This window comes from Carnimonas bestiolae, assembly GCF_051251145.1.
Lineage (GTDB): Bacteria > Pseudomonadota > Gammaproteobacteria > Pseudomonadales > Halomonadaceae > Carnimonas > Carnimonas bestiolae.
In genome coordinates this window covers 1-19,540 of sequence record NZ_JBPCZK010000009.1, presented here as the reverse complement: position 1 = coordinate 19,540, position 19,540 = coordinate 1, and the positions used below count along the sequence as shown (strand labels likewise).

Annotated in this window: 15 protein-coding genes, 1 tRNA gene and 1 rRNA gene; 9 read left to right on the top strand and 8 right to left on the bottom strand. The window is 53.8% G+C overall.

Features of this window, described 5'->3' with window-relative positions; translation table 11 throughout:
- Window positions 1–76: 76 nt before the first annotated feature.
- Both cydD and cydC read left to right on the top strand, forming a co-directional pair.
- Window positions 77–1,903, top strand: coding sequence for a thiol reductant ABC exporter subunit CydD (cydD, locus tag R84865_RS10865; RefSeq protein WP_435639676.1), 1,827 nt, complete (start codon window positions 77–79; stop codon window positions 1,901–1,903).
- A complete protein-coding gene (gene cydC, locus R84865_RS10860) occupies window positions 1,900–3,639 on the top strand; it encodes a thiol reductant ABC exporter subunit CydC (RefSeq protein ID WP_435637667.1) in 1,740 nt (579 codons plus the stop codon). Before cydD ends, cydC begins: the two co-directional genes overlap by 4 nt.
- Window positions 3,640–3,753: 114 nt before the next feature.
- On the opposite strand, the gene R84865_RS10855 is transcribed toward cydC, so the two are convergent.
- The 3 genes from R84865_RS10855 to R84865_RS10845 form a co-directional block, all read right to left on the bottom strand.
- Window positions 3,754–5,037: a carbohydrate porin gene (locus R84865_RS10855; protein ID WP_435632325.1), complete on the bottom strand. Its 1,284-nt coding sequence runs from the start codon at window positions 5,035–5,037 to the stop codon at window positions 3,754–3,756.
- A gap of 202 nt (window positions 5,038–5,239) precedes the next feature.
- Complete coding sequence (locus R84865_RS10850) at window positions 5,240–5,812, bottom strand: hypothetical protein (RefSeq protein WP_435632324.1); 573 nt, start codon at window positions 5,810–5,812, stop codon at window positions 5,240–5,242.
- Window positions 5,813–6,112: 300 nt separating this feature from the next.
- Window positions 6,113–7,819 carry a DEAD/DEAH box helicase gene (locus R84865_RS10845; RefSeq protein ID WP_435637665.1) on the bottom strand — a complete coding sequence of 569 codons (1,707 nt, stop codon included), beginning with the start codon at window positions 7,817–7,819 and terminating at the stop codon, window positions 6,113–6,115.
- 454 nt (window positions 7,820–8,273) lie between these two features.
- Between R84865_RS10845 and R84865_RS10840 the strand changes: the two genes are divergently transcribed.
- A complete protein-coding gene (locus R84865_RS10840; protein ID WP_435639675.1) occupies window positions 8,274–8,726 on the top strand; it encodes a YaiI/YqxD family protein in 453 nt (150 codons plus the stop codon).
- 562 nt (window positions 8,727–9,288) lie between these two features.
- On the top strand, window positions 9,289–10,803 hold the full coding sequence (locus R84865_RS10835; RefSeq protein WP_435639674.1) for a peptidoglycan DD-metalloendopeptidase family protein: 1,515 nt from the start codon (window positions 9,289–9,291) through the stop codon (window positions 10,801–10,803).
- Window positions 10,804–10,952: 149 nt separating this feature from the next.
- Here R84865_RS10835 and R84865_RS10830 read toward each other — a convergent pair whose 3' ends face one another.
- Window positions 10,953–11,378, bottom strand: a complete 426-nt coding sequence (locus R84865_RS10830) for a copper resistance protein NlpE N-terminal domain-containing protein (RefSeq protein WP_435632320.1) — start codon at window positions 11,376–11,378, stop codon at window positions 10,953–10,955.
- Window positions 11,379–11,602: 224 nt separating this feature from the next.
- Between R84865_RS10830 and R84865_RS10825 the strand changes: the two genes are divergently transcribed.
- Window positions 11,603–11,950, top strand: a complete 348-nt coding sequence (locus R84865_RS10825) for a hypothetical protein (RefSeq protein ID WP_435639673.1) — start codon at window positions 11,603–11,605, stop codon at window positions 11,948–11,950.
- A gap of 92 nt (window positions 11,951–12,042) precedes the next feature.
- On the opposite strand, the gene R84865_RS10820 is transcribed toward R84865_RS10825, so the two are convergent.
- The gene (locus R84865_RS10820; protein ID WP_435639672.1) at window positions 12,043–12,300 is read right to left on the bottom strand and encodes a hypothetical protein; all 258 of its coding nucleotides are present in this window, start codon (window positions 12,298–12,300) and stop codon (window positions 12,043–12,045) included.
- A gap of 481 nt (window positions 12,301–12,781) precedes the next feature.
- Here R84865_RS10820 and R84865_RS10815 point away from each other — a divergent pair, with 481 nt between their 5' ends.
- Entirely contained in the window at window positions 12,782–14,929 is a 2,148-nt protein-coding gene (locus R84865_RS10815) for a TonB-dependent siderophore receptor (protein WP_435632318.1), read from the top strand.
- Window positions 14,930–15,166: 237 nt separating this feature from the next.
- Here the strand turns inward: R84865_RS10815 and R84865_RS10810 are convergent.
- Window positions 15,167–15,243, bottom strand: a tRNA-Ile gene (locus R84865_RS10810).
- Between the two features lie 66 nt (window positions 15,244–15,309).
- Between R84865_RS10810 and R84865_RS10805 the strand changes: the two genes are divergently transcribed.
- From R84865_RS10805 to R84865_RS10795, 3 genes are all read left to right on the top strand, one after another.
- Window positions 15,310–15,897, top strand: a complete 588-nt coding sequence (locus tag R84865_RS10805) for a hypothetical protein (protein ID WP_435637659.1) — start codon at window positions 15,310–15,312, stop codon at window positions 15,895–15,897.
- A gap of 135 nt (window positions 15,898–16,032) precedes the next feature.
- Complete coding sequence (gene lpxO, locus R84865_RS10800) at window positions 16,033–16,953, top strand: lipid A hydroxylase LpxO (protein WP_435632316.1); 921 nt, start codon at window positions 16,033–16,035, stop codon at window positions 16,951–16,953.
- Window positions 16,896–17,735 (top strand): 4'-phosphopantetheinyl transferase family protein, encoded by an 840-nt coding sequence (locus R84865_RS10795; RefSeq protein ID WP_435639671.1) that lies wholly within the window; start codon window positions 16,896–16,898, stop codon window positions 17,733–17,735. Before lpxO ends, R84865_RS10795 begins: the two co-directional genes overlap by 58 nt.
- A 76-nt stretch (window positions 17,736–17,811) precedes the next feature.
- Here R84865_RS10795 and R84865_RS10790 read toward each other — a convergent pair whose 3' ends face one another.
- Window positions 17,812–18,528 (bottom strand): Bax inhibitor-1/YccA family protein, encoded by a 717-nt coding sequence (locus R84865_RS10790; RefSeq protein ID WP_435632314.1) that lies wholly within the window; start codon window positions 18,526–18,528, stop codon window positions 17,812–17,814.
- A gap of 560 nt (window positions 18,529–19,088) precedes the next feature.
- Window positions 19,089–19,204 (bottom strand): 5S ribosomal RNA (rrf, locus tag R84865_RS10785).
- Window positions 19,205–19,540 lie beyond the last annotated feature (336 nt).

The following is a 19,540-nucleotide window of genomic DNA, read 5'->3' as shown; positions in this document are numbered from 1 at the left end:
TCCGCTCGTGCGACAGATCGTCTCGCCCACTTGGCGAAACTATCCTTTACACTGGTCAGCCTGATGGGGAGTTTCTATGACAACATCCGTAACTGACCGTGCTGCTGAACCAACCTCTACCCATTCGCCACCCCGTTACACTGCCAAGACGTGGCTGCGCAGTAAGCTTGACCATGCGGGCAGATGGCCCAAAACGGCGGTTGCAATGGGGTCGCTTTCAACTGTGCTGTTGCTGGTACAGGCATATGCCATCGCGACCATTGCCCAGCAGTTGGTGATTGAGCGAGCACCATTTGCACACCTTTATTCCCTTTTTGTCTTGCTGCCTGCGGCAATGGTGCTGCGCGGACTTTGCCTGCGCTTCAAGACCATCGCCAGTGCACGCGCGGGTATTCAGGTTCGCCAAGCGGTACGCGCAGAGCTGCTGTCCAGTATCGCCACGCGCAGTCCGATGTGGGTGCGCAGCCAGCACAGCGCCACGCTCGGCAGCCACTTGTGCAACGACGTTGATGCCCTGGATGGCTACTACGCTGACTATGTGCCGCAAATGTACTTGTGCGGCATTATTCCCCTTATCATCATTGTTGCGGTCATGCCGCTCAACTGGGCCGCTGGGGTAATTCTTCTGATTACCGGCCCGATGATTCCGCTCAATATGGCAATGGTGGGCATGGGCGCGAAGAACTTGCAGCAGGCCCAGATTGTCGAGATGGGAAGATTGAGCCGTCACTTTCTCGACACGGTTCGCTGCCTGCCCACGCTCAAGCTATTTGGATTGGGAAAGCGCCAGGCGCGCAGCGTAGAGCGCGTATCGGAGGATTTCCGCAAACGCTCAATGAAGGTGCTGAAGCTGGCATTTCTCTCCTCTACCGCGTTGGAATTTTTTTCCTCTGTTTCTATCGCCATCCTCGCGATATACATTGGCTTCGTTTATCTCGGACAATTTCACTTCGGTAACTGGGGCGGCTCGCTCAGCCTGCAAGCCGGCTTGTTTATCCTGATTTTGGCACCAGAGTTCTATCAGCCATTACGTGATCTGGGCACCCACTATCATGCCAAGGCGGCGGCAGAGGCTTCTGCTGAGGTGCTAATGCCCATCGAGAGCGATGCCAACGAGCATACCGAGAGCGTGTCGTCCTCAACGTCTGATTGGAACTCTCAAGCGCCGGTATCCATTTCATTCAACGGCGTGACTGCCCACTATCCCAACCGCGCCAAGGCCGCCTTGGAGGACGTCTCATTCGCCCTCGAGGCTGGACAGACACTCGCTGTTATAGGCCCGAGTGGTGCGGGTAAAAGCACTCTTTTATCTGCGCTGATGGGATTTCTGCCGCTGACCAAGGGCGAAATACGCTGCAACCAACAATCGCTCGCACAGCTGCCCCGCGACCAATGGCATCGCTCATTAGGCTGGGTAGGTCAACATTCGGCGATCATCAAAGGATCGCTGGCGGACAATCTTTGCATGGGCGCTCACGCAAGCATTGAGAAGGAAATGTTGTGGGACGCGCTTGAGAAGGTGCACTTGAAGGCCTGGGTAGAGAGCCTTCCCCATCAGCTCGACACCCCTATTGGCGAAGGCGGCCAACCCATTTCTGGTGGTCAGGCACGTCGGCTATCGGTGGCGCGGGCGCTGATCAGAAACGCACCGCTAACGCTGCTGGACGAGCCGACGGCCAGCCTGGATGCCGATAGTGAACGCTTGGTCATTGATGCATTGCGAGCGCTCAAGCAGCAGCGTTCACTGGTGATTCTGACCCACCGTTTAGAGCTGCTCAAACTGGCGGATCACATCGTGATGCTCGACGACGGACACATTACTGCACAAGGCAGTTTCACTGAGCTCAGCGCTGAAGGCGGCCCGCTACATCCAGCGCGCAACGTAACAGGAGGTGCACCATGAAGTCTGGCCGTGAATCATGGCGCGATCTCACCCCCTATCTGGCGATGATGAAACCCTACCTACCGCTACTCGCTGTGGGGCTGGTGCTCAACCTGTTCGCGATGCTCTCAAGCATTGGTCTGGTGGCCGTTTCGAGCTGGTTTCTTAACGCTTCTGCACTTGCAGGTGCCAGCGTCGCTACTGCGTTGGCATTCAACTATATGCTGCCGTCATCGGGGGTTCGCTTTTTCGCCGTCTCAAGAACGATCACCCGCTACGGTGAACGCGTTATTACTCACCAGGGGACTTTCAAGCTGCTATCGCAGCTGCGAAAACGTACCTATCTGTTAATCGAACCGCTATCGCCGCCGGCACTGCAGCACTACGGCAGCAGCGAGCTCAGCACTCGCCTAACGGCTGATATCGATGCCTTGGATGCGCTTTACGTACGAGTGCTGGTGCCCTCTATCGTGGCGCTGCTGAGCATCATCGCCAGCGGCGTATTGATCGGGCTGTTCGATCCCGCTATTGGCCTTTTTGTCGCGCTGTCACTGGGGTTTGCTGGCGCAATGGGCCCCTGGATCGCGTGGTATCGCGGCCGGCGTCACTCATCGCGCTATCAGCAGCTCGATACAGCGCTACGAGCACAAACGATCGAGCGCCTCGATGCGTTTGCCGAATTGTCTCTGTACGGTCAGTGGCAGCAGGAGTGTGAATCACTGCTGAGGCAACAGCACGAGCGCGATCAACAGCAGCTCAAGCTGGCCCGCCAATGGGGGGATGCGCTGTGGCTATCGCTGGTGTTACTGAGCGTTAGCGTTACCGGCGCCGCTATACTGGCGGCCTATCAAGCAACCCATCATGGCTTGGCCGCCACGCTGGTAGCGGCGATTGTGCTTACGGTGGTAGCGACCTTCGAAGCTATCATGATGCTGCCGCAGGCATGGCAACAGCTAGGCAAGGTTCAGCGCGCAGCGCGCCGCTTGAACGAGTTGCAGGAAAATGTACCAAGCACTCGGTTTCCTGAGCATGATGCTGCGCCGGTCACTCACTATCGAGTGGATATTGAACGTTTGACGGTGGCGTTCCAAGGCAATCGCGCGCTCGATCAACTAAGCCTCGGTATCGGTGAGAACGAGCATTGGTTATTGAGCGGCCCTTCCGGCACCGGTAAAACTACCCTGCTTAACAGTTTGGTGCGTTTCATCGATCCTGATGCCGGTGTGATTCGTATCGGTGGTGTCGACATCACCACGCTAAACGAAGCAACGCTGCGACAGTTATTCAGTGTGTCGCCCCAGCAGGTGCAGGTATTTAATGCCAACTTCCGTGATAACTTGCGCATGGGACGAAACAGCATTAGCGATAACGACATTGTCGAGGTTCTGGAGGGACTAGGGCTTACGGCATGGCTTAAGTCGTTACCCGAAGGGCTCGACAGTTGGCCCGACGAGTCCGGCGCTTCGCTCTCCGGAGGACAGCTACGGCGTTTCGGAATTGCCCGAGCGCTGCTCAAGGAATCTCCGGTAGTACTGCTCGACGAGCCCAGCGAAGGACTGGATGCTGAAACTCAGCGGCAGGTAATGACCTTCGTGAAGCAACGCTGCCAAGGCAAAACCCTGCTGGCGATTAGTCATCGCGCCTCTGACCTGCAGTGGTTCGACCACTACGCCGTAATGGACGGCGGTTCCATCATCGAGCAAGGTCTCACTGCTGAAGCGACGAATAGCCGTTACCTGCATCACATGAGCCTTTAAGAAACACAGCAGCAAAGCAGTGTCGTACAACGACAAAAGGGGAAGTCCGACGACTTCCCCTTTCGCTTACTAGCCTTGCGTTGCGCATCTCATGCGATGCTTTGCGCCGGCGATTTAAAAGGTAGCTTCGATACGGCTGCCCAATACCCAGCCATCATCTACCGAGCTTGCGCCAGATGGATTCACGACATACTGAATATTTGGGCGAATGCTCAGATAATTGGTGAGCTGGAAGCCATAGTAAATTTCCGCATCGATTTCGTGCCCCTGACGCAGATAGTGGGTGCCATGTTGGCTATTGGACCAATCAACGAAGTCGTTAACGTCGTTATTGAAGTGTAAGTAAGCAACACCAATACCCATATCGTCCTTGGGACGTGCGTCAAACAACCCTTTATAGGTCAAACCACCGGAGATATAGCGATCGACACCGGCAGTATCGCCGTGGTTGATATTCCCCAAACTGAACAGCGTCAGCCCACGGTTATCATCATTATTCTGGCGAGTTACCTGCTGCTGAGCGACATAATAAAGGCCGGAGTTTGAGTCGTTGGTTGACGACTCACGAGCGCCCCAACTGCGGGAGTCAGCGTTGTTATAGTAGTAACCGAAGCGATACGTCCCCTGTAGCCCATTAATCTTGGGTGTATACCCCACCTCGATAGGATAATGGGTGCCTTGTGAGCCGTTGGTGGTCAGATTGAAACCGTGCCCGTTTTCAAGGTTACTGTCGTTAACGTTAAACGCGCCTACCTGGAAATACGCCTCGGGAGCAAAGTTATAGCGAACGATTGCTGCCCACTGGGCAATAGGCGAATTATAAATATTATTGCCCCAGTTACCTGCCTGGTTACCGCCAAACGCCAGGTTCTGGAAATGGTTGATGATAACGCCGAAATCATCGCCTGCTGGGATGCGCCCAAGTTTCAACTCCAGTGCGTCATTGAACAGTCGCTGGTGCCACCAAAATGAGGTCAGACGAGTAACGGGACCACGGCCCTCGACTTCCTGAGTGGAAGAGCCTGATACCAGAGAATCGGGGGAATTCAATCGGGAACCGATGTTATGACCATTTCGGTTGGTGATACTCATGTAGACGTCAGCGCCCGACACACCGAGCAGTTTCTCAAGGTCGAAGCCTACCCCTGCGCCAAATTGGTCGGCGAACTTGGTGGTACTGCTGGATCGATCCCCGCCGCCGATGTTGCGCGCACCTTCACCAGTGAAGTCCAGATCAAAGAAGATGCCCGATTCTTCCAGACGCGTGCGCTCCCCGCCCCAATCGCCAAACATGTACTCAGAATCAGGATCGAATGCGGAGTATGCCAATACATTTGAAGATACAGCAGAACAACCGACGCACAGCACACCGGCGCACGCCACGATAAATTTTCCCATGGAATGATCACCTCAAAATAGAGCCCGAAATTTATTATGAGCAAGGGCTCAAACAGGGACGCCAAGCGTACACTTAGAATCGCCGGGAAAGTATTAAGCGAAAGACTAAAATAGAGTTTTTATGACTAAAGTCGCAATGTAGATAGCAGAAGAGAGCCACTAGGGCTCTCTTCGTTCAAAACACTTATTGAACACTTAAGTTTTAAACTAAAAACAGCGCGATCAGCACCAGTACCACGAGAATTAAAACATAGATGCCAAACCTCGCTAGCGGCTTGTATTCCAGCGGTGAAAGCGACAGCAGCGACACATTGGTGCAGCGCAGTACCAAAAGCAGCAGCCCTAGCACCACCAGGCTGACAACAAAGACGATGATGTTGGAGAAGAACAGCTGCTGCCATAGCGTGGTATCGCTGCTCTGCCCCAGAATAACCGTCAGTAGATAGCCGCCGAAGGCGAACATTCCCAGATCAAAGGTGGTTGCCAATACACGAGTAGCCACCAGGCTCAGCGCAGTGGCGGCAGCATTGGTGCCGGAAAAATCACGCAGCAAAAACGCCAGCACGGTGAAAAACAGCGCTACCAGCCCCAGGGCATTCCAAAAGGATGGCTCTCCCCCGCCTGCCAGCGCCAAATGAGTGCTATCGGGCATCAGCCACTGCACCAGCATGCCGATCAACAGCCACAGCACTAGTTCGAAAAAAAACTCACCGATGCGACGCCCGCGGTGCTCTACGGGTTTTTCAACGGTGTAGTCTGGCGAATGGGCAACCATGGGAAGTCTCCTTGTTGAAATTCTAGGTTGGCTCTAGAGTAGCATTGCTTGCCATCGAGCGCTCAAGTGTAATGCGACTTTACGTCAACATTAACGTAGTCGCCCATTTTCCCTTATCTCGGCTTCGCTGTCCGCCTCGCAATGCAGGATGTCTGATACTTCTGCGCGAAGGTAGTCGTCTAAGCTACTTAGCACGGCTGCCCCAAACTACGCATGCGTAGTTTCCCATCGGCTGCGTTTGATCAAAAAAAAGCCCCACGACGATAAACGTCATGGGGCCTGCGTGCTTAGCAGCAGTGATCAGCCGGTGCGACGACTGCTGTTGCCCTCGCTGCGACGATCGAAACGCTGCGAATCCTCGCTGATTTCGAGCGAACGCCCGGCGACACGCGCACGTGCCATTTTGCCAAGGATACTGGCAGGCAAGCTGTTGGGAAGTTCCACCAAGCTATGCGATTGACGAATATCAATACGCCCGATGCGCGCACCTTCAATACCGCCCTCGTTAGCGAGTGCACCCACCAGTTGGCCGGGCTTCACGCCGTCACGATGCCCTACCGCAACGCGGTAGCGCGTCATGCCTTCGCGTGGCGCGCTGTCTCGATTGCGACGCGGCGGACGCGAATCACGACGATCACGATCACCGTCGCGACGATCACGCGGTGAACTGCTGCGAATAGCGTGGATCGGCGCCTCATCGGCACGCGCCAACTGAGCAAATACAACGGCGAGATCAGCGGCGTCGTATCCTTCAGCGAGCAGCGCATCGACCAACTGACGCTGACGGTTGTCAGGCTCGGCCAGTGCTGCTTCAGCACGTTTTTTGAAGCGTTCATCGCGATGAGCACGCACCGCCTGCTCGTCGGGCAGCGGCATGGTTTCGATAGGCTGGCCGGTAGCGCGTTCAAGCCACTGCACTTTACGCATCTCACGCCCGGTAACAAACGTGATCGCAGTACCTTCGCGACCAGCACGGCCGGTACGACCAATACGGTGCACGTAAGCTTCGGTGTCGTGAGGCAGATCGAAGTTGATAACGTGAGTGATGCGCGGAACGTCCAAACCACGAGCAGCTACGTCCGTCGCCACAACGACATCAACCTTGCCACGTTTAAGGCGTGCCACGGTGCGCTCACGCAGGCTCTGGTCGAGATCGCCAGAAAGCGCTGCTGCAGAAACACCACGAGCGGTGAGCTGCTCGACGACTGTCGTACAGGCCGCACGGGTACGAACGAATACGATTGCAGCATCGACATCTTCAACTTCGATGATGCGCGACAGCGCCTCAAGCTTGGAATTGCCTTCTACGCGGCACATTTTCTGCTTGATCGTTGTGGTGACCGCTTTGGTTTCGATCTGTACCTTGACCGGATCGACCAGATAGCGGTTGACAATTTTCTCGATCTCACGCGGCAGTGTTGCCGAGAAGAACACGCGCTGGGTGGATTCAGGCGTATCGCGCAGCACGCGCTCTACGTCGTCGATGAATCCCATGCGCAGCATCTCGTCGGCTTCATCGAGCACCAGCGCCTGCAGGTCTTCGAGCTTCAGCGAGCCACGTTCGAGGTGGTCGATGATACGTCCCGGCGTGCCGACCACAACCTGAGCACCACCGCGAAGACCGCGCAACTGATCGCGATATTCCTGACCACCGGTAACCGTAAGCACCTGCAAATTGCCAAGATGCTTGCCATAACGCTCAAAATTGACGGCGACCTGCTGGGCGAGTTCGCGGGTGGGCGCCATCACCAGCACTTGGGTCTTGCGCTCTTCGGGGTTGATACGCGTGAGCAGCGGCAGTGCGAAAGCGGCGGTTTTACCGGTACCGGTTTGCGCTTGTCCGAGAAGATCACGGCCCTTCAACAGCGATGGAATGGTTTGTGCCTGAATCGGAGAAGGCGTTTCGTAGCCCAGCTCGTCCAGTGCTTTTAAAAGAGACGGCAGCAGTTCAAGTTCGGAAAAGCTGGCGATTTGAGTATTCGGAGAGACGTCGGAATTCGAGGTCATTTCACACCTTGAGTAGGCTGTGCGATCTGCGCGGACACCATTCCCAGGTGACAGAGCAAAATAGAACGCAGCATTCACAGCGGGGGGAGAGAGGTTGCAAACGCCGCTCATGGCGATTGCAACAGGTCGCACCTGGCATAGACCCTGCCAAAAACAGGCTCGATACGCGCACCTGCGGCGACCATCAAGCAAATCAAACGTACAGTGTGTACGCTGTTCGCATCCATCTAGTTTGCCAATAATGCAGCTCAGCGCCTTCGGCCTGACTGCACTATCAACCTTCCGAGCCGCTCGAGCACCGTCAATACGACTGCTCGCTATCAACGGAGCGAAAAATTCCGCGAGGGAATGAACGCAATGGCCGGGATGGAAAGGTCTTCACATGTGAGGAGCGCGTATTCTATCAACGAATGGTTTATCATGCACGCGTTAAAATCAGCCAAGGCTTAAGATGATGCCCGCTATTTGGATCGACGCCGATGCCTGCCCAAGGGCAATCCGTGAGATTATTCTTAAGGGGGCGAATCGCACTGGTACCAGCGCTACGTTTGTGGCTAATCACGCATTGCCAATTCCGCGCTCGCCGTACGTCTCGGCACTGAGTGTTCCCCAAGGCGCTGATGCCGCCGACCAGCTGATTGTCGAACGCGCCAGCCCGGGCGATCTAATTATTACCGCAGATCTTCCGATGGCGCACGACGCCATCGAGAAAGGCGCGCTGGTAATCACGCCGCGTGGTGAAGCGCTCGACCGTGACAATATCAAGGCGCGCCTCGGTATGCGCGACTTCTTCGAGACGCTGCGCGCCAGCGGCGAACATACCAGCGGCCAGAAGGCCCTGCATGAAAGGGATATTCGGGAATTTGCCAACGCCTTTGACCGTATTCTGGCGCGCCTCTGCCGCTAAAAATAGCCACCCCTAAAGTAATGCAGGCCAGCCCGATGTCGCGGTCTGGCTATGGAAGACTCGTTAATAGCCAAAGGGTAAGTGCTTAAATTAGCGGCTACCGTTTATGCGCAGTAGCGGCGTAATAATATCAATGATGGGGTTAAGTGGCTTTTTTCTACATTATGGAAAGCAGCTGTGACTCCATCTAAGCAATCCCGGCTTCCATAATATTATCTTAATTGCTCAATATTCCCTGCCAGCGAAATGTATCGATAAACATATAGCACGCATTTAGCTCAGTTCGCCCTCTGCGGCTCCCCACCACTGCCTTCGTGTACTTGCCGAGCGTCATGGTTCCATAAGGTTTGGCTATCCTATCCGGAACATTGTTAGGCTCTTGCCATATTCATTAATTATCCGGCGTGAAGGCCGAGCTGCTCTAGCATGACGCCGACTGTTCCGCTATCATTACAACGGGATTTTGTACGTTTTTTCTTTCTTTTTGGTATTTATTTATATGTCATCTCTTTTTTCATCACTACCTCGCAAACAGGTACTTTTAATCATCCCGGTTACTACAATGGCGGCAGTGCTGGGTGTCCATCATTTCACTTCTTCCCAGCAGGATGATTCGACAGATCAGCAGCGCTCCATTGAAGAATCCATCAAACAATTAGTGCCTGACAGCTATGCCGACACTGTCGATAGCGCGCCCGGCGGCAGCGATGTTAATGCGGCCAGCGCGGTAGCACTGATTAATTCTGTTGAGGGCAAGTCGCGTCAGGTGGCAACTGACCTCGACAGACAAGCACTGATTGCCTCCGTGCAAAGCGTTTCCAGCGATGCCGCTTCTGTTCAGGACGACAGCGCGACTGACGCCGATTTTTCCGAGCCTGAATACGATTCGCGCAAGGACAGCCCTGCTACTCTGGCCGACCAGATTGATGCCAAAGGCAGCAGCGCCGACGATTGGCGTGTTTACACCGTGCAGCCAGGCGACTCCTTCACCGGAATCGTCAGCGCGAATCTTGGCATGGGATACTCGGAAGTAATGCGCCTCTTGAAGTCGGCGCCGGATTCCAAAACACGCTCAACAATGACCAACATTCACGATGGCTCCACGCTGTCCTATCGCTTGAACGACAGTGGCGATCTGGTGGGGCTGCGCATCATGAACTCCCCGATCAAAGGCGTTGAGCTTACACGCAGCAAGGCCAGCAACGACTTCGCATTCACCAATGTCAGCGGGAAAGTAGAGAAGACCGAGCGTCTCTTCGCTGGAACGGTAAACGGCAACTTTGGGGAATCCGCGCAGTCAACGGGGCTATCCAGCTCTGAAGTCGCAGAACTCACCAAAGTGCTCGCCAAGAAGATGAGCTTCCACCGCCAAACCCGCGATGGCGACCATTTCCAGGTATTGGTGCAGTCTGATGTTGTCGAGGGTGTTCCGGTTAGCTCTCGGTTAATGGCCGCGCAGTATGAAGGTGCAAAAGCCAATCTCAAGATAGTGCGCTACAACGACAGCTTTTATACCTCGGACGGCAAGAGCCTCGAGCCTTCGTTCAAACGCTATCCGTTCATTGGCAGCTATCGCATTAGCTCCCCGTTCAACCTGCATCGCCACCATCCGGTCACCGGCCGAACCTCGCCCCACTACGGCACCGATTTCGCAATGCCGAGCGGCACTGTGGTCAGTGCCCCTTCAGCGGGACGCGTCGTACAAGTCGCCTACAATCGCTTCGCCGGCAAAATGGTTGTCGTCGACCACGGCGATGGCTTAAAGACACGCTACCTTCACCTATCGCGTCCGCTGGTCAAGGAAGGTCAACAGGTCAGCGCAGGACAACGCCTAGCCCTTTCCGGTAGCACAGGCCGCGTCACCGGTCCTCACCTGCACTACGAGATCATGGTCGATAACCGCCCGGTAAACCCGATGCGCATAAAGCTACCTCAGGGCGGCACGCTGTCGAAAACTCAATTGGCGGCCTTCCAGCAGAAAAGCCAGCATCTGCTTGCCAAGCTTGACGACGCACGTCATGGAGAGGCCTACGCCAGCACAAAATCCCAGAAGCGTCCCAAAGGCGATAATAGCTAAAGGGCCGCATGTGGTGGCGTGATTCGAAACGCTGCCACATGATCTGAACGAAGGTGATGCCGCACCGCTAACGGTTCCATAAAAAAACCCCAGCCAATTGGCTGGGGTTTTTCATGATGCGGTAGACTATTTCTACCTTGAAACGCCGATTAGCGACGTTTCAGCACAACTGCATCGTTGCCTTCAGCAGTAGACTGATCAGGCTTCAGCAGCTGGAGGTCGCCGTTGTCGAGCGGACGCAGGTTGTAGATGGTGTTGCCATCAGAACCTTTCAGGACATAAACGGTCGGCAGGTTCTGAGGACCAGCGTTTTCCTGAACCTGGAGGTTACCTTTGGTTTCGAGGACTTTGTCGCTCTTGCCTTCACGAATGCTGCGAAGGTTGAAAGAGCCGGAAATATCGTCATCGTTAGTAATTTTCAGGTCAGTGCGGATACCTGCGCAATCGGCGCAAGGCAAAACGCCTTGGTAATTACCAGCCGCTTTACCGTACTGGGATTGCGGGGCACTAGAACATCCAGCGAGAGCAGTGAGAGCTGCTACAGCACTTACACCAGCCAACAGTTTGAGTCGCATCAGTAATCTCCTTTAATTGAGTCTGCTTCACAGGACTCATTGTTGATGCTAAAACGATGTATCGCAAGCATCATTTATGCTCCAAGGCGTCGCACAGTATCCATTATTAGGAAAAAGAGTCAAGTACACTAGCGGCCGTTAAACCCTACCCGCCTCAAGATAGATCCTTGATTAAGGGTAATTACCTATTTTAATTATTAGCTAAGCAAAACATGGAGAACCTCATGCTTATCAATTCACTGCTGTGGGTTGCCCTTGCTGCCACGCTGTGCGCATTTATTGGTCGACGTCTCGATATTCATCCTAATCTAATGCGCATCGTTATGCTGGCAGGGTTGGGCATCATCACTGGCTGTTTGATCACCATCGGTGGTTGGGCATGGGTAGGTGTGATGGTCACCGTCTTACTGTGTGTCGCTATCGTGTGGGCATCGGAAGAAGAGGCCAATGCTCGTGCGACGGTCAAACCAAACAACGCGCGCTACAGCCCTGGACGTCCACGCCAAGCGACTACTAAAGAGACGGTAGATATTGCCTCACCCACGCCAGAGAGCCGCCAGCCGTCGAAATAACAACGCAAGCACTACCAACGAAGAAAACCCATGCACGAACTGACGGCACTGATTAATACGCGATGGGATCCGGATCCAGCGCTACGCTAGAGTTACTTAAAATACATTACTTTACAATTAGAATTCCCAGCGACATAAATATTGCATTCGATAATAAAAAGACAACCAATATAATTGACAATGTGCTGTAACAATTTAAACTCATTTTGCGTGGTAGTGCGTGGCGCCAAGGAAGGAGCCACTCCAAGCTCACGGATGAGCACATTATCACGCCCCTCTACTTTTATTTTCTGATCCCCTACGCTCGTTCCCGTTACTTTCTCTTCAGTGAAAGTAAAGCTAAGTTCCATCGCAGCATGCTCTCGGTTATTCGCTTACCTATCCTCAATGTCTCGAAGGAAGTTGTTAACGTAGCGCTGTCCAGGCGATCGCGGCCGTCCGTCATGGCGTGTGATGGCTCAAGCGAGCTCAACAGTTCTATTCCTACCTTAATGATTAAGCCATCGCCGGAGAGTCTGCTAAGCGAGCCTTTTTGGCCCAAGCCCCCTTTCGTTATCACCCCGTGGTTCCCTGCGCCTCTCTCCCAATTGCGCACGTGATAAGCGTGCTGCTCAGCTGATGATGTCCAAGCAAAGCGATAACGCTATGCCTGATTAAACCAAGCAGCACGCGATATTTTAATTTACATGAAAAAAACTCTCATTATCATGTCGTTCTAGCTCGGCAAGCCAACACCGACATCACCAAGAACAATTCGCGCACCGCTGAGCCTGCAGCTTCCCTGCGGAGCAACGCAGCAATTTTTCTGTCATGCATAGGGACAATCAAATAATGAAATCGGTTTCAATCACGCTGATGGTGCTTTCCAGTGGAGCTCTTGGCTCAGTAGCCAACTCAGCGCTTGCCCAGCAAGCCCCTGTCTCGTCGCTGGATACAGTGACGGTGCAAGGCGCACGCAGCGCGGATGATGACGACAGCTATCACGCAGGCCAAAGCTCGATAGCCGACAAAACGCCCACGCCCTACCTGGAACAAACGCAAACGACAAATACCGTTACCGCTCGCCAGCTAAGCGACTTCGCGCCGCAAAACATCGAGCAAGCCACTGGGTATATCCCAGGAGTCGCCATCGGCAATAACTTTGGGGGCGCCCAAGAGGGGCTGATAAGGCGTGGATTCAGTGGCGGGACCAACGATGGCGGCGTGCTATTGGACGGCGTTAAGTCGCCTATTGGGCTTAATTTTCTGCCTGCCGCCACCGACCATATCGAAGTGCTGAAAGGCCCCGCCTCACTGCTTTATGGCATGCAAGAGCCGGGCGGCGTGATCAATATGATCTCGAAAAAGCCGCAGTATCAGTGGAGCAGCACCATAGGCACTCAGGCCAGCAGTCATGGTGGTGGCACCAGCTATCTGGATATCACAGGCCCGCTAGGTAAAGGCTGGGCATTCCGTTTGATTGGGCAGAAAAAGAACGAAAACTACTGGCGCAACTTCGGAAAAACCAAGCAGGATTTCATTCAGCCCGAATTATCGTATCAGGATGCTCACCTCTCCTTCGATGCGTCGTATCAGTATCTTGATGATGAAAACCCTATCGATCGTGGTTCGATGTACTACCAAGGCCACTACTTAGGCAGCCACAAGAAACGCTTGGATGAGCCCTTTTCCAAAAGTAGCAGCCACCGACACACCGTTAACACCACCACCGAATATCGTTTCAACGATAATAATCGCCTTCGCCTGACAGCAGCGTGGAACCAGGATAATTACAGCGATCAGCAGGTGGATTCGCGTTCCTACTTCCCCGACCAGCATGCGTTAACCCGCCGTTATCGCAGCCAGGATAGTGCGCAGCGAACTCATTGGTACGCGGCATTGGATTACATCTCGCAGCAACAGCTTTGGGGCATGCGGCATGATTTAGTGGTGGGTGCCGATTATGAGAAGTATAAAAATCGCACCGGAAAATTTTACCAAGGCAAGGATCAGCAGGTGCCGGGCGACTCCGAAGGCCCCCTTTTCGATCCTTACCATCCGGTTTATGGAAACCTCGAGCGCACCCGCGTTGAGCGAGTGGGCAACGAGTACGAGCGCGAGGATATCGAGGGAGCCTCGGCTTATGTCAAAGACAGCATTCACCTGACCGACCGGCTGATTTTTGCGCCTGGTGTTCGCTTCCAATACTTCGAAGTGAAAAATGGCGCCAATCACCCTTATGAGCAATATACCGATGAGCACGACGGTAGAGTGCTGCCGTTCGTTGGTTTCGTTTACAAAGTAACCAACGACGTATCGCTTTACGCTGACTATAGCGAGTCGTTCCGTCCTAACGAGATGTCCGGCAGCGATCCTCTCGAGTCATCCTATAAGCCGCAAACCGGCAGGCAATACGAAGGTGGCGTTAAATACGACAATGGCACCTGGAGTTCGAACGTAGCGCTCTACCACATCACGAAAAAGAACGTGCCCTATTCGGTTCTGGATGAGGCGGGCGACCCTGCGCAACGGTTGGCAGGAAAAGTCGAATCAAGCGGTATTGAAGCCAGCGTTACCGGTCGCGTAACTGATAACCTGAGCATCTTGGCAAGCTACGCCTATACCGACACCGATAACAAGGAAGGTGAAAACAAGGGAAATCGCCAGCCAAACGTGCCCTATAACGCTGCCGGTCTGTTTGCCACTTATCAACTGCCACACCCCGTGGCGGGCGGCAATCTACGTTTCGGTGCGGGAGGCCGCTATGTTGGCAAGCGCGCTGGCGATGCTGCCAACTCGTTTAGTATCCCTTCTTATGAAACGGCCGATGCCTTCATTTCATGGAATACGACACAACTGCTGGGCAAAGAGACGTCGTTCCAGATTAATGCCACTAACCTGACCAATAACGAATACTTCGTGAGCTCAGGCGAGAATACAAAACGACTGACCTGGGGCGAAGGACGTACGTTCCGCTTTACCGGTAAGGTGAGCTTCTAAGCGACTCATCGATCGGGCATCTTTTAGCGAGCAAATACAAAAACGGTCGATAGCTATCGACCGTTTTTCATCTCGGCTGAAACCTGACAGACCAGAATTACCGATCGTTCTACCTAGGCGGCAGAATGGCAGAAATATTACTAAAATAAGGGAATGTACCGGGAGCTGGCGTGCGCTGCCTTGCAACGCTATGGGAACCATTTCGGATCGCTGGCACCCAACAGGAGGAGGTATGATTGGTGGGCCCAGCAGGACTTGAACCTGCGACCAATCGATTATGAGTCGACTGCTCTGACCAACTGAGCTATAGGCCCGATCACAATTCGCGTATGATAACTAAAGCGTTTTCAATGAGCTACCTATTTCTACAAGGAAGTCCAATGGCGATATCCATGCGTTTCACTCCATTGCTGGTTGCCGGAGCGGCATTGTTTTTCAGCGCGAGTAGCCAGGCCGCGTGGAAATTCGATCCCGACCAGAGCCGCGTCAGCGCTACCTTTATCGATCAACGCTCGTCCGGCGATGTAAAATCGGTGTATCACATCAACCGCCTTGCCGGCACTATCAGCAACGATGGCCATCTAAGCCTTCCGCTCGAGCTGTCGCAGCTGGATTTGCTGCAACAGGTACCCGCATGGCTGACGGGTATGCTTGGCGAGCAAAAAGCGGAAATAACTGGCGACGTCGATCCCAAGTGGTTTGATATTGCCGAAGGCAAGTCGATTACTCGTGATGTGAAGCTGACGATTACCAGCAAACACCATTCGAGCAGCGACACCGTACCGCTGAAAATGCAGCGGACCGGTAATTCCAGCTATCACATCGAGACGGCTAAACCGCTGTCTCTGCATACCAACGACTTGCTGAAGCAGCAGTACGCGCAGCCAATATTGCAAGCTGTCGGCTTCCAAAACCTCGCCGACAATATTCCGCTTAACTTCGACGCCACTGTGAACACGGAAAAATAACCTCTGACCCCACCAACTGGGGCACCTACCTTGCAGTGTATCAACACCTAGTGCGACACTATTGTCGTTCCCCCATAGGGTTGAGCACTGCGCCCCACATGGTGGGTTTCGCATCACGCCATTCAGGACTTTCGCATGATCAAGTGGATTATTGTCATCGTGGTACTGGGGTATATCGCCGCCAGTATTCTCTATGTGCATACACGCGGCCGAATTCGCCACCGGTTTACCCGCCAGCTGTCCGACCATTCCAGCTTTTTGGCGCCCATTAACATGATTATGTACCTGTTTTCGCGGGTACCTGATCGTCCTTTTCATCCCGCCAGTGAGTTTCCTGAACTCGAAGAGGTCACTCGCCGCTGGGAAGAAATCCGGGCCGAAGCAGAAGCGCTCGAAAATCACATCAAGGGCTCTGACAAGAAAGACGACGCTGGATTCAACTCCTTCTTCCGTCGCGGCTGGAAGCGTTTCTATCTGAAGTGGTACGACGATGCCCACCCTTCCGCCAAGGAACTGTGCCCGGTTACCACGGAAATCGTGAGCAAGATTCCTTCCATTAAAGCGGCCATGTTCACAGAACTTCCGGTCGGCAGTAAATTGATGAAGCATCGCGATCCTTACGCGGGGTCGATTCGTTATCACCTTGGGCTACGTACCCCGAACGATGACCGCTGCTTCATCAATGTCGATGGCATGCCTTATAGCTGGCGTGACGGCGAGGCGGTATTTTTCGATGAAACCTATATCCATTGGGCAGAAAACAAGGCAGAGAGTGATCGATTGATCTTCTTCTGTGACGTGGAACGCCCGATGAAATATCGCTGGGCCGCTGCCTTCAACCACTGGTTCAGCAACACGGTAATGAAGGCCGCCGCTTCGCCGAACGACGATAGCGATCGTACCGGCGGTATTAACCGTGCGTTCAAATATCTTTATAAAATTCGCGGCAAGGGCAAAGAGCTCAAGAAGTTCAACCAACCGCTGTACCAGTTGGTCAAATGGATCATCTTTCTTATCCCGCTGGCGCTGTTTATCTTCATTATCTGGCTTATCTAAGCATGCAGCCGTTAGCTGCCCTCTCGCCTTCCGCTCCGGTTGGCGAGAGCTTTATCTCCCCCCTGCCTACGCAACTGCTTAACGCGCTCTCCCAACAATTGATCGGTCGTCTACCGATTACGCTTAGCGCCACTTACTTTTCGGTTGATTCGTTCAATACCAGTGATTTCGCACGCTACGGCATTCCTCTACCCGATCATTTCGGCAAAGCCGTAGCCAAACGCAAGGCCGAGTATTTAGCCGCCCGGCTGTGTGCTAAAACAGCACTGCAGCGGCACCGCGTCGCGTCTTTGCCATGGATGTTGCCGGAAGAGCGCTGCCCGTGTTGGCCAGAAGGTTGGCTGGGATCATTGACCCACAGCGATGGCATCGCAGCGGCCGCAATCGCGCGAGGCACCGAACTAAACGCAGTGGGTATCGATATTGAGGGATGGATTGCTGCTCAACGCGCGGAGCGTCTAGCGCCGGCAATTCTTAGAGAAGAAGAGTTGGCTTATTGGCATTCTATTGAAAGCCCGGAGAGTCGCGGCCAGTGGTTGACGCGCATATTTTCTGCCAAGGAAAGTCTTTATAAAGCGCTATACCCGCTGGTTCGGAAGCCTTTCTACTTCCACGATGCGAGCGTTATCTACGATGAAGCACGTCCCGAGCGGTTCAAGATGCGATTGGAAATCGACCTATCCGACGAACTATCGCGAGGATTTATATGCTCAGCGCGCTCTTTATCGTTACATGAAATGGCGGTAACGCTAATCGCTCTGCCTGCTGAAGACTCGCGCTAGCGGCTGGATGTCGCTAGTTCTGTGACCAATAAAAAAGGGGCCGAAGCCCCTTTCTTGTGTCTCGACTGTCTGTCGATCAGCGGCGGTCGCCGAAGATGCGCAACAGCATAATGAAAAGGTTAATGAAGTCGAGATAAAGCGTGAGTGCGCCCACGATAATCGCATTATGACGGCTAATGCCGACATTGGAGGAGGAGGTTTCGCCAGCAACAGCAAGCTGCTTGATTTTCTGGGTGTCGTAGGCGGTAAGGCCTGTAAAGACGACCACACCGATGAAGCTAACGACCCACATCAGCGCTTCTGACTTCAACCAAATGTTGACCAAAGATGCGATCACCACACCGATAAGCCCCATGAACAGGAAGCTGCCCCAGCCGCTCAGATCCTTCTTGGTGGTCATCCCGTAGAGGCTCATGGCGCCAAACATCCCGGCACTAATAGCAAATACGCTAGCAATCGAAGACATGGTGAATGCCAGAAAGATGCTGGAGAACGTTATGCCGGTCACCGCGCAGTAAACAACGAACATCGCTGTGGCGACCGGCGCAGATAGCTTGTGCGCCATGCCGGAGAGCACGAAGACAAGTCCGAGCTGGATAACCGCTAGTACCAGAATTCCGCCGGTGCTACCTACCATCGAAGCTACCAGCTGCGGGTTTTGGGCCAGCCAAAACGCAACAACTGCAGTAATGGCCAGGCCACCGCACATCCAAGCGTATACATGGGTCATGAAACTCTGGATGGCAGAGGATTGTTGGTTACTCAGTGTTTGCGAAGAATCAAACCTGGGCATTTAGTCTACTCCTGTTGGATTTTACTGAGCTCAGGATACCATATCGTATCGTCAACAATATTAGGCAGTTGTTAAGCTTTCACTCTTATCGGCCAAAGCGCAAGCGTTATTGAGCAACAGTGCTTTAGTGTATACCAGCGAAGCTGTTATCAGTGTTGCTGTTAGGATCACATGCAACTGTTAGAAGTTCCCTGCTCGGCTTTTGCTCGCCGACCGTGGCGAGTGACGTTGACGGAGTCTTTAGAGTGAGCCGTGGAGCGTGCCAGGTACTCACGCACGCCTCGGTGCTCTAGCAGTTTAGGAAGAATGGCCCCGGTCGGTGGTGGCCGCTTCGCCAGCCGGCTTCTGCGCTCTCCGGCCTTTCCTTCAGCCAAAGAAAAACCCTCGACTGGTGTTAACCAATCGAGGGTTTGGAATAAATGCCTGACGATGATTGGGGCGGCCATCCGTCGGGGGGCGAAAGGTAAATAACGCCAGCCAGCCTCCGCGCTGTACGGCCTTTCCTCTAGCCAAAGAAAAACCCTCGACCGGTGTTAACCAATCGAGGGTTCGGAATAAATGCCTGACGATGACCTACTCTCACATGGGGAATCCCCACACTACCATCGGCGCTAAGCGGTTTCACTTCTGAGTTCGGCATGGGATCAGGTGGTGCCCGCTTGCTGTGGTCGTCAGGCAAAGCTGGTTGCCATTCCCCGCGGAAAGATCGCCTGCGTTTGTTGATACGGCGTTGTCGCGTCGCCTCAAGTGCTCATTTAGTCTGGCTAAACTCCGCGCTCTCGGCTTGCTCCGCCTTGTCTCAACTGCACTCGACAGCCTTTCCTCTCCCTCTGCGTTCTTGCCAGCAGTGAAAGGGGGAATAGCGAATTCGGTAAATCATGCTGAGCGAGATGCGTCTCTCCGTATCCGGATTAACTCGCTTTCATCGGCTCGACATAACCACTTGGGGTTATATGGTCAAGCCTCACGGACCATTAGTACACGTTAGCTTAACGCCTTGCAGCGCTTCTAC